9 protein-coding genes are annotated in these 11,718 nt (G+C 33.7%); 2 read left to right on the top strand and 7 right to left on the bottom strand.

Annotated elements, in window-relative coordinates:
• A partial coding sequence (locus tag QZU83_RS03035; RefSeq protein ID WP_295609563.1) for an Ig-like domain repeat protein occupies nt 1–303 on the top strand: 303 nt, incomplete at its 5' end.
• A gap of 24 nt (nt 304–327) precedes the next feature.
• Here QZU83_RS03035 and QZU83_RS03030 read toward each other — a convergent pair.
• Both QZU83_RS03030 and QZU83_RS03025 read right to left on the bottom strand, forming a co-directional pair.
• Nucleotides 328–3,294 carry a hypothetical protein gene (locus QZU83_RS03030; protein WP_295609561.1) on the bottom strand — a complete coding sequence of 989 codons (2,967 nt, stop codon included), beginning with the start codon at nt 3,292–3,294 and terminating at the stop codon, nt 328–330.
• A 188-nt stretch (nt 3,295–3,482) separates the two neighbouring features.
• Nucleotides 3,483–5,294 carry an Ig-like domain repeat protein gene (locus QZU83_RS03025; protein ID WP_295609559.1) on the bottom strand — a complete coding sequence of 604 codons (1,812 nt, stop codon included), beginning with the start codon at nt 5,292–5,294 and terminating at the stop codon, nt 3,483–3,485.
• A 496-nt stretch (nt 5,295–5,790) separates the two neighbouring features.
• Here QZU83_RS03025 and QZU83_RS03020 point away from each other — a divergent pair, with 496 nt between their 5' ends.
• A complete protein-coding gene (locus tag QZU83_RS03020; protein WP_295609557.1) occupies nt 5,791–7,368 on the top strand; it encodes a hypothetical protein in 1,578 nt (525 codons plus the stop codon).
• 24 nt (nt 7,369–7,392) lie between these two features.
• Here QZU83_RS03020 and QZU83_RS03015 read toward each other — a convergent pair whose 3' ends face one another.
• The 5 genes from QZU83_RS03015 to QZU83_RS02995 form a co-directional block, all read right to left on the bottom strand.
• Nucleotides 7,393–7,821 (bottom strand): DUF3021 domain-containing protein, encoded by a 429-nt coding sequence (locus tag QZU83_RS03015; RefSeq protein WP_295609555.1) that lies wholly within the window; start codon nt 7,819–7,821, stop codon nt 7,393–7,395.
• 8 nt (nt 7,822–7,829) lie between these two features.
• The gene (locus QZU83_RS03010; protein WP_295609553.1) at nt 7,830–8,270 is read right to left on the bottom strand and encodes a LytTR family DNA-binding domain-containing protein; all 441 of its coding nucleotides are present in this window, start codon (nt 8,268–8,270) and stop codon (nt 7,830–7,832) included.
• Nucleotides 8,271–8,273: 3 nt separating this feature from the next.
• On the bottom strand, nt 8,274–8,543 hold the full coding sequence (locus QZU83_RS03005; protein WP_295609552.1) for a 2TM domain-containing protein: 270 nt from the start codon (nt 8,541–8,543) through the stop codon (nt 8,274–8,276).
• Nucleotides 8,544–8,810 (bottom strand): 2TM domain-containing protein, encoded by a 267-nt coding sequence (locus tag QZU83_RS03000; RefSeq protein ID WP_295609550.1) that lies wholly within the window; start codon nt 8,808–8,810, stop codon nt 8,544–8,546.
• 178 nt (nt 8,811–8,988) lie between these two features.
• Nucleotides 8,989–11,685: a CDP-glycerol glycerophosphotransferase family protein gene (locus QZU83_RS02995; protein WP_295609549.1), complete on the bottom strand. Its 2,697-nt coding sequence runs from the start codon at nt 11,683–11,685 to the stop codon at nt 8,989–8,991.
• Nucleotides 11,686–11,718 lie beyond the last annotated feature (33 nt).

The following is an 11,718-nucleotide window of genomic DNA, read 5'->3' as shown; positions in this document are numbered from 1 at the left end:
TTTAAAAATGAAGAGAAAACAACCAAAATCAAAACAGCAATAACTGCAAAATCACAAACTTTCAAGGCAAAGGCAAAAACCAAAAAAATAACAATAACATTAAAAGGAAACGGGAAAACACTCAATAAGAAAAAAGTAACCCTAAAAGTAAACAAAAAAACATATGCTGCAAAGACGGTTAAAGGAAAAGCTACATTTAAAATCAAATTAACAAAAAAAGGAAAATTTACTGCATTGATTAAATTTGCAGGAGACAGCTCCTATAAAGCTTCACAAAAAAAGATAACTGTAAAAATAAAATGAAAATGAGGTGAATTAACCTCATCACTATTTTTTAATTTTCAAAGTTGTTTTAACTTGAGATTTCAAATACTTGACAACAATGGAATATTTTCCCACTTTTAAATTCTTAAAGCCAACAGTAGCTACGCCCTTTTTATTGGTTTTAGCAGAGTAGGTTTTGCCGTTAATCTTGAAAGTGATTTTCTTGCCGGAAATGGCCTTGCCCTTACTTGTTTTTAAAGTCGCTGAATATTTGACCTTTTTAGCCTTTTTCATAGTGGTACTTTTAGCCTTTAAGACTTTTTTAATAGTAATTGTGTTTTTGACTGTTGAGCCCTTGTAAGTGGTTTTTATTGTGTATTTTCCCGGAGTGAAATCGAATGTTTTTGATGCATAACCTTTAGAATTGGTTTTAACGTTATAATTCTTACCTTTGACTTTCATCACAACAACTTCATTTTTACCGGCAATTTTCCCATTGTTTCCAATGACACGAACTTTGAATGTTGCTTTGCCGTTATAATCCACAACGACATTTTTATTGTTAATGATCTTTGACGGATTTTTAACGGTTTTGAAAACGAAACTCTGATTGTTTAATCTGAATGTCACAGGATTTTTTCCAGGAATCCTCACGGAATCGGAAAATATTCCTTTAGATACCAGTACATCATCCCCACCGATTACATTAACCTTAAATATAGGAAGTAGTTCCGGTGAATCCAGTTTGGAGATTGAACCGTTTCTGTTTGAAACATCTGACAAATCAATGATGACGGATGCCTTTTCATATTGCATCATTTTAGATGTGCTTTCAATGCCCATTACAATCCAGTTTAACACATCTGAACCGTCATTCAACAATTCTTCGAAGTTTGGAGTGTTACTTCCCCACCAGTTATTTGAAATATTGCTATTTTTACCATTCATGAAAATAGCTTCACCGGCAGATGCCTTATTTGCAAATAGTGAACTGTAAGTCAAATTAATGTCTTGTCTTGCAATGATTGCACCGCCCTGGTTTCCAGCAACATTGTTTTCAAAAATGGATCCGACAATATTAAGGTAATTGTTATTGTCAATTGCTCCACCATTTTTAGTTGCCTTATTGTTTGTGAAATTGGATTTAATGATGGTTAGCTCTCCGCCGTTATCAATAGCACCTGCACCATATGCCTGGTTTTTATCGAAAAATGAATTGACTATTGTTAATTTTCCGGCATTATCGATTGCCCCACCATAGCTTACTGCAGCATTTGAGGTGAATTGTGAATTATTTATCAGAATAGTGCCGTTAATGTTAAATATTACTCCGCCTTCATCAGAACCTGTATTTGAATCAAATAATGTGTTGGAAATATTCACATTACCATTTACAACATCAATAACGCCCAGACTATGGGAAACAACATTCTTCTGGAATTTGGAATTGGATATTGTCAAATTGGTGTCAGAATATATTGCAGCTCCACGATCTGCATTGTTACTGTTAAAGGATGAATAATCGATTTCAGTTGTTTTGCCCACATCATATATTGCGCCGGCAAAACCGGCTTTATTATAATCAAGTTCACTGTTAAAGAGATTTAAATTTCCCAAATTATATACTGCGCCGCCATATGATTTGGCTTTATTATACTCAAAAGTGGAATCTGAAATGTTTAAATTATTAATATTGTAAATTGCGCCTCCTTTATCTGCAGAATTATAATTTAAACTAGATTTGGTTAAGTTTATTGTGCCTTTGTTATAAATAGCCCCTCCGGAATTGGCCGCATTGGATGTTAATGTAAATTTATCGAGATTTAAATTGCCCGCATTATGAATTGCCCCACCTTCAACGGCAGAATTATTGGCTAAATCAACACAAACCATCTTATTAATTACATTTCCCAAAGCCAATCCTCCACCGTATTCGGCAGCATTATTGTTTAGTGAAACATTCTGAAGATAGAATGTGAATTTGACACCTGCAATTGTGCCTAATGTGGAATATATTCCTCCACCTTCTTCCTTAGCAACATTACCGTTTAAAATACAATCTGTAGCATTCAGATGCCCGCAGGAACTTGATATTCCCCCACCACATAAGGCATAGTTATTGTTTACTTTAGAATTTTTGATAATTAAAGTACCGAAGGAATCGGCTATTAAACCTCCACCCTCTTCTGCACGGTTGTTTTCGATGATGGAGTTTTCGACATGCATGGTGTCCTCTGATATGTAAACGCCTCCACCATATTGGCCGGTATTGTCCCTTATGTCACTGTCATAAATATCACACATTCCCCAGCTCTTAACTCCACCGCCCAAATGGGATGCAGAGTTGGAATGGAACTTTGAGTTTTTGACTATCAGATATCCTCTGTTGTTGTATATTCCGCCACCACGTGTAGCCGAATTATTAATGAATGCGGAATTGATTAGCTGAATATCGCCGAATCGGTTGTAGATTGCTCCCCCTTCATGGCTGTGATTTTTAATGAAAGTACAGTTGATTATTTTGGCATTGGTACTGTAACTATCGATTGCCGCACCGAATTCCGCATTATTGTTTTCAAATAAAGAATCATAAACAGTTATTTTAGAACCAGTGGATCCTCGTAGCGCACCGCATTCCGCATAATTATTGATGAATTTGGAATCCCTGATTGTTAAAATTCCATAATTGTCAATAGCTGCACCATTTTGTGAAGTCTTACCGTTGATAAAATTTAAATTGTATACATTAACATTCACATTTTTTGAAATATACAATATATTGGACTTGTAATCGGCATCCAATACTGTATTTGATGAGTCTGAGCCGTAAATCGAAATGTCCTTATTTATTGTTATTGCAGAACCGTTGCCAAGATATGTCTTATCATCCAGATGAACTGAACCGCCACTCTGCGCATTATCAATCAAATTCTGAATTGAACCAAAATCATCAGTGCCTACTGATAAATTGGCAGTACTGTTGTCCTGCGCATAAACTGCATTGACAAGCAATATCGAAAAAACCAGCATTAACAACATCAGTAATCTGAACTTAATTTTGTTAATAATATCCTCCCCCTAAAATAAGAATCAAAAGCAATTAGTATTGTGAAAACTTGATTTAATTTCATGCATGCACCAAAACAATGAAAAATGGTTAAATTGAAATGTAAAGTTAAAAAAAAGAAGAAAAAAATAAGTAATAAAATATTACTTATCTATTTTTTTACAGTGAATTTTACAGTTTTGGATGAAGAAGCTTTGTAAGCACTGTCTCCTGCAAATTTAACTTTAGCAGAGAAAGTACCAGCTTTAGCTACTTTTACAGAAATAGTAGCTACACCTTTAGCATTGGTAGTTGCTTTGAAGGTTTTACCATTAACTTTAACAGTTACTTTTTTACCTTTAATGGTTTTTTTACCGTTTTTCAAAGTAACTTTAACTTTGATAGCTTTTTTAACTTTACCTGAAACTTTTGTTTTAGCAGCGGTTAAAGTAGTTGCTTTTTTAGAAACAGTAATTTTAGCTGTGTCAACGGATCCTTTATAAAGGTTACCTTCACCTAAAAATGATGCAACAACATAATTTGTACCAACAGATTTTCCAGTGATATCAAACTCTAAAACACCATTATTATCGGTATTTCCTGAAAGATCAACGCCGTCAATGAAAACATTTACAAATTTGTTGTATAATCCGATACCGTTAGAATCAGTTAAAACAACTTTCAATGCAGCTTTATCGCCAACGTAAGTTTTAATATCATTAACAGTCAGGATAGTGTCATATAAAGTTTCATTACTGAATACTTTGTTTGCATCTAAAGTAGTGTTTAAGTAAGCGTTGGAAGCTGAGAAAATTTCTTTACCGTCAAATTCGATAGAAATACCTTTTGCAGTGTCAACTAAAGTGTTTCCGGTTACGTTAATTGGAGAAGTAATTTCTAAAGAATTACTGTCCCTTACTAAAATGTGGAATAAAATAATGTCTTTAGCATCGTCAGTGTATTTTTCAATAGTGTTTCCGGTTACGTTAATGTTACCGATTTGGGTTGGAGCACCGTGTGCTTCATTACCTTTTTCAGCTGCAATTAAAATGTTATTGTTAATTGCTTTGAAGGTGTTGTCTGCAATCGAAATATTATCAGATGATTTTTGGACACTGATTACTGGTAAACCTTCCCATAAGATGTCTCCTTCTTTAAAGAAACCACAGTTAACGAAAGTGTTACCTTTAACTACAGAACCTGCAGTGGAAGCTCCACCGAAGTAAATGGAGTAACAGTTACCTTCAAAGTAGTTGTCGATAACTTGGTTGGATCCACTACCTTGTGCAATGGATACACCATCAAGAATAGGTCCTACAAAAGAGTTGTTTCTGACAACAACTTCAGCAGATTGTCTGTAAATGTTTAATGATTTGGAACCTTGTTCTTTGTTTACGGTAGGGTCGTTAGCTAATTTGGTTGAGTAACCTCCATTGAATTTGTTGTTTTCAATGGTACAGCCGGTAGTTTGCATTACAACAATACCACTGTTGAAATCAGTGAATTCACAGTCTTTAATTAAAGCGCCAGGAGCAGCTGAAACACTTACACCCCATCCGGCAGTAGTTCCGTTATATTTGAAATCGTTTTTAGGATTGGTGTCAATGAATTTGATACCTTGAATAGTAACGTTTTGAGCTTTGCTTATAGCGAAAATACCATTACCGTCACCATATCCTTTAATTGTTGTGGTACCTTTACCGTCGATAATGATACCATCTGTAGCAATAGTTACAGTTTGATTGGTGAAATCATATTCTGCATTTTTACTTAAATCAACTGTATCTCCAGTTTTAGCTGTGTCAACTGCATTTTGCACATCAGCAACAGTAGCACCAGCAGGTTCAATAGAATCTGCAATTACAACATCTGATGCGTCTTCAGCCACTGCAACATCGGTTGCATCTTCTGCTGAAACTGAACCAAGAGAGATTGCAATTAAAACAACTAAAAGAAAAGATACTAATATCTTTTTGTTATTCATAATTTATTTCTCCATAATTATTTAATTGAAATTTTGATACTAATATGAAAGTCAATAATGAAAAAAATTATTGGACATGATTCCAACAAATTGACAATGATTCTATACTAGTGAATATTATTTATGTAACGACATGCAATATAAATATTATCGTTTATCGAATATCTATAAAAATATGAAAACCGATAGTAAAACAATATAATCTTAATAAAACAAATTTTAACCAATAATTGATAATATAACCTATTAATAACAAATAATATAATTTATTAAATTATAATAATATGTTTATTAAAAATTTAACTTGATGTATATAACTTCATATTGAAAAAATAAATAATATTTAATTAAAATAGTAAAAAAACGATTTAGATTACTTTTTTAATAAAAAAACGAATTTTTATAAAAAAATAAATTTATAAGATATGAATATAAATATATGTCATTAAATACAAAGATTTCAATGGCAACAACCTTTTAATTCAAAAAAGAGGGGGTGAAAAACATAAAAACAAAATGCATATCAATATTACTGCTATTAGCAATTGCCATTATTTCACTGAATTGCGCAGCTGCAAATGAAAACATCACAGACAGCCTGCAAATTGTAAGCGAACAGGACAACACACTACACATTAATGAGAATAGCTATCAAAAAGAAGTTTCATCGTTGGGAAATAAAATCGTTAATGCTGAAAACAATGACACAATTAACCTGAAACCCGGAACATATAAAATCCATAATGTCCAGATTACCAAAAACATCACAATCCAGGGAAAGGGAAATCCCCGAGACATCATTATTGACGGTGAAGAAAAATCAAGCATTTTTCTTATAAGAAGCAACGATGTCCATGTTACCTTCAAAAACATTACGTTCATTAATGGATTGTCAGATAATTTCGGCGGTGCAATTTCCATAGAAACAGGACATGTGACTGTTGACAATTGCATATTCATCAACAATACCGCATTAAACAATACCAATGCAGGAGGAATTTCCAATTATGGTACCAAAAAGCAAAGGGGATATCTGCTGGTCACCAACTCCCTATTTCTCAACAATCATGCCGACCATGATGGGGGAGCAATAACAACATGCTATGCCAATTCCTACATTTACAATTGCGTTTTCATCAATAACTCCGCCCACCGTGATGGAGGAGCAATAAGAGTTAGCGTTTATGGATTCGGAGATGTTCAGGACTGTATTTTCATGTTCAATCATGCAGATGAATGGGGAGGAGCATATTACAGCTGGTCAGGAACTTCAGACATTAAAAGATGCATATTTTTAAACAATACTGCCGGAACAAACGGCGGATCAGTAATGGTTTCAGGAGATCTCAATCTGCAGGAGTCAATCATCATGAATAATGACGGTGGTGAAACCGGAGGGTCATTCTACATTCAACAACCGATGTATAATCAGAAAACCGAGATGAATGTCCATGACAATCTAATAACAAACAACACTTCACCGTACGGTAAGGAGATATTCATAAAATGGAAAGATTCCTATAACCTGTACACCCAATTCGACAATAATGATTGGGGAGATGAAAATCCGAATGATTCATCAGTAATCGATCCGGACAATGTCACATCCAGAAGCAAAGTATCAAAGACAATCAAATCAGATTTATTCACTAAATTAAATGTCGATTCATTAAACCGATATTCAGATTTGCTTGAAGACTATTTCCCGGATGATTCCCTGGAGGATTTGAATAACAAATTCAAAAAGCCTGAAAGTGAAAATGATCCTAAAGATAAAACTGATTCTGAAAAAACAATTACACAAAAAACACCGGAAATTAAAAAAACCGCTAGTGATGAAACAAAAATCAATTCAACAGCATCAACTGTTAATGAAAACAATCAAAATTTAGCCGTTGGGAATTCAACATCATCTGTCGGCGAAACAAGTAACGATGAAAAGGCATATGAACTTAATGAAACTCCATCAGTATCCAAAAAAACAGAAATTGATATGAAATATTTCATTGCCATCATCATATTTACACTGATACTGTTGGCAGTCGGATATAAAAGAAATATAAATAAAGAGTAAATAGCTTAGCTATTTACCTTAATCCTATTTTTTAGCATTTAACTTATTGTTCAGGTCACGTGCAACCAGATAATAATATATGTAAAAGCCACACCAGAAAACCGCTGCAAATACACATGCAATTATTATCCATTCAACAATGATTCCTATTCCAAGGTTAACAGGCATCCATTGAAGATAAATTGCGACTATGAACAGTATCAGCATTCCAATACCCATCTGGAATGCCACCTGAAGAGGAAATGCAATATCTTCACGTTCATAGATAATGCCTGTCAATGAAAATCCCCAGCCGACAACGATTGATCCCAAAAAGGCATTTATCATTGTTGTCCCACTAAAACTTACATTTTGAGGACCATCCTGTAGAGAAATTAAAACCATGACCATCATTACAATAAAACAGCCCACGAAAGCACCCAACGCCAATCTTTTTATCAAATCTATTTTCATGTTTTCACCTATAAATCCAATGCCTGCTTAAAATCGGGCAAGTATTTTCTTGAGATATTATCCTTTAAACCATTTTTAAGCTGTATAAACATCATTCCCTTTAATGATGGAGCTACTCTTTCAATTTTTCTTAAATTAACGATAGTTGTTTTGGATATTCTTACAAAATCAGAACTTAAAGTCTCTTCAACCTGATATAAAGGTTTTTTAATGAGATATTCCGCTTTTTCAGTATACACTTTAACCTGCTTATCTTCAACACGAAGCATGAACACATCGCTGAACTCCAAAAGTGCAATGTCTGATCCTTTCTTGACTGCAAGCATATCATTTGAGTCATCGCTTTCAAGAATGGACATTGCCTTTGTAATATTGTCGGTCAGTACATCCGTGTGAATGTCTGCATAAGGCTCTTTGATGTCTTTTGATACAAATAGATTCACTTTCATGATTTATTTCCTTAATTTTTCCATTTCTTCCTGAATTTTACGTTCCCTGTAACTTTCATTATCGAAATTAACAAATACGAATGCCATTAAAAAGTCTTTAAGTACTCCAATACCCCAGAAAAATAATGGAAATGCAACCCACCAGAATTCAGGAGTGAAATACCAGTTTATGGCAAACAAAATTGCATTAACAATAACATACGCTGTGAAGTTTCTGTAAAATTTAATTTTATCGTCTACACGTTTTTCTGCTCTTGATCTTAAATCGCTCATCTAATCACCCATTTTGGATATTTCCTTGTTAATCATCTTTTCCCTATAATCATGTCCTGCAATATCATGAAATGAATATGCCTTGAAGAACTTTTCCAAAACACCGATGCCCCAGAAAAACATTACGAAGAACAATAACCAGAAACTTTGTAAAAAACATATGCTAACTATTGCTATTATTAAATTTACAATCAAATATTTATATAGATTTTCTTGAAATTCGATTTTTGCATCAACTCTTCTTTCGGCTTCTTTTCTTATATCCATATTGTATCACCAAATAACTATTCGTTAATATAACTTGGTAAAAGACTATATAAATGGCTATTTGGCGATGTTTCCAAAATGCAAAAATCAGTGATTAAGATGCAAAAACCACCACTTGAAATCATATGAAAAAAAATTTGTTAAAAAAAAAAGTTGAAAATGACAATTAAAAATTGTCCTAATGCTTTAAAAGCCACTCGTATACGCGCTTACAATTATTCTTATCTGTGTATTTAAAGAATGAATCGACCCTTGAGGCATATTCATCCTCCATTTTACAGTCGTTTTCCATATACTCGATAACTTTATCAACTAAGGCATCTTCATCTTCGACTACCTTACCGAAGCCCATTGTTTCATAATCGTAATATCCTTCACCATAATGATATTCCCCATCCTGATAATAGATAACGGGTTTTTTGAGATAAGCGAAATCAAAGGCAACTGATGAGTAATCGGTAATCATTACGGAAGCTGTCTTAAACATTTCCTGATACGGACCTTCAGATAAAACAACATTTTCCAAATTGATAAAGTCTAAAAATTTCCAAAGCTCAGGGTGAGGTCTGAATACTATCTTGTAGCCCATTTCATTAGCTTTTTCAATTAACCTTTCGTTGCTCAAAAAGCTGTTAATGCTTTTAAGGAAATCGGAGTTTAAAATCTTTTCAGGATTATCAAGTTTTCTTCTCCAGGTAGGGATGAACAGTATCTCCTTTTGAGGGTCGCTTTTTAGATTGTCATAACGAGGGAATCCCAATACAGGAATTCTGTCTTCCTCATAATTATAATGGCCATTGACCATTGAATCCCTTTCCAAATCTGATACGGTTAAAAACAGGTATAGATTCTTATGGTACTTCTTAATCCACCATGAGATATCGTCCTTTGTTACTCCATGCTGTAAAAAGCAGAATTTATAGGTGGATAAACCTTCGTAGATATAGCTGTTTTCATGGGTGAAAGGATTTAGGATACCTCTTGTAACCTGGGAAATCATGATTTTTTCAGAAAATAGATACTTGATTTTATGCTTGAAAGATCCGAAAGCAACCACGTTGTCAAGGGAGCTGTTTAGCCTTTCATAATCAGGACTGTCCCTATTTATAATGAAGTATTTTTCTATTCCGTCATCTTGCTTGATGCAATATTTGAATAAATGCTCTGCATTGTCATCGGCTATGATGTCACGGTCTATGAACAGCCAGATTGTCCTGTTTTTCCAGAACGGATACAGAAGCACATAGACAATGCGGTAAAATATTCCCTGAAGCAGGAATGGACCTCCGGTCCTTAAAATCCTGATGAGTGCTTTGAATTCCAGTTTTAAAACTGATGAATATGAATATGGCTGGATGTAGAATGTTCTTCCTCTGAAAAAGATTATTCTTCCATTTTTGATTAGGTAATTTCCTAAATTGGACAGTCCCGCAAATTCACGAAATACGATATGATTGTCCATTGCAACATGGTGATTTTCATCATCATATACTATCTTAAATGTCAGATTGGACACTTCATCTTTGGTTAATGGAATTTTCAAATCGAAATTGTATGGGAATTGCCAATCAATGCCTAAAAAAGTTTTGATACGTCTGTTTGTTGTTGGATACTCAACAAATTTTCCAATGAAAACCTCTTTTTTACCGTTTGCAAATTCGCGTGTCATCTCAACTGTCATGTTTTCAGCATATGAATTGCTTGAAAGGGAACCGGATATGTTGAGAGTATCTCCAATCAGCTCAATAATGTCTATTCTTAGCTTATGGAAATGAAGACTGTTGATGAGATAATCATTTGACTTTAAGAATACCTTATTTAAATCCTCCCTTGATTCGACATGGAAATCCCTGTTTTTCAGAAATACCAGGAATGACCTTGTAATCCTTGGAACTTCATTGTGAACCTCCAAATCCTGGAGATTTAAAACATCCAAAACATTGTATAATTCATTCCAAAAGTTGTCGATTTCCTTTTTCGGATCATAATCATCAGGCACGTAATCGATTCCTTCATCAAAACCGTAATATTCATTTATATCCTCGATTTCTGTTTCTTTCGGGTCATAAAATTCATTTAAATCATCGATACGGACAATCGGATTCAATTCACTGGTCAATATATACTGAATATATCGTGGAACATCACCATTAAACTTATCAATGAAATAATTGAAGAATAGTTTAAACTTGTTTTTAACATATTTCGGTGTTTTGTATTCATTTGGCAATTTTTTCTTGTTACGAACGAATTTGGCATTTTGAACCAATGCATACTTTTCCTTTTTCATCAATATCTCTGTGAAAAACAAATCGATTTCACAGTCAATAAGCACTTCATCAAATTGCAGATCACCAATTGCGTCTTTTTTGATGAATGCTGCACCCAGATAAATGATTGAATGGTCAATATGCTCATTAACATCAACAATATCACTTTTGACATAATCCCATTTAGGGAGAAGCTTTTTTTGTTTTTTATCGAAATAATAAACAGGAACATAAACTATATCCACTTCCGAGGAATATTTCCTGATGTATTTTTTAGCCTCGGAATATGCATTTTGAGATAATTCTGACCTTGAATCGAAAAAGTGAATAAACTCCCCTTCAGCTTCCTTTAAAGCCTGATTGAAATAAACACCGTACCCCCATGATTCATCGCGATACTGCATTAATTTAATATTATTGGGATATTTGTCCTTATATTGCTGGGCAATTTCATAAGACCCGTCACTGCTTCCCAAATCAAGTAAAATGAGTTGAATGTTTTTTTCAAAATCTCTGTTCTGTGAGATGATGGAATCCAGTGACTCTTCAATTGTCAAAATTTCATTATCTATTAATCTTATTATTGAAATATCAAAATCGCCCATAACTATCCCTAAAATCAAAAATATTAATATTAG

This window comes from uncultured Methanobrevibacter sp. (genome assembly GCF_902771435.1).
GTDB lineage: Archaea > Methanobacteriota > Methanobacteria > Methanobacteriales > Methanobacteriaceae > Methanocatella.
The sequence above is the reverse complement of the archived record's forward strand: the minus strand, read 5'-3'. Positions and strand labels throughout refer to the sequence as shown.

Bases quoted from the DNA above. Each gene is read 5' to 3' on its own strand.
- QZU83_RS03030 (WP_295609561.1), bottom strand. From the start codon at position 3,294: ATGCTGGTTTTTTCGATATTGCTTGTCAATGCAGTTTATGCGCAGGAC.
- QZU83_RS03025 (WP_295609559.1), bottom strand. From the start codon at position 5,294: ATGAATAACAAAAAGATATTAGTATCTTTTCTTTTAGTTGTTTTAATT.
- QZU83_RS03015 (WP_295609555.1), bottom strand. From the start codon at position 7,821: ATGAAAATAGATTTGATAAAAAGATTGGCGTTGGGTGCTTTCGTGGGC.
- QZU83_RS03010 (WP_295609553.1), bottom strand. From the start codon at position 8,270: ATGAAAGTGAATCTATTTGTATCAAAAGACATCAAAGAGCCTTATGCA.
- QZU83_RS03005 (WP_295609552.1), bottom strand. From the start codon at position 8,543: ATGAGCGATTTAAGATCAAGAGCAGAAAAACGTGTAGACGATAAAATT.
- QZU83_RS03000 (WP_295609550.1), bottom strand. From the start codon at position 8,810: ATGGATATAAGAAAAGAAGCCGAAAGAAGAGTTGATGCAAAAATCGAA.
- QZU83_RS02995 (WP_295609549.1), bottom strand. From the start codon at position 11,685: ATGGGCGATTTTGATATTTCAATAATAAGATTAATAGATAATGAAATT.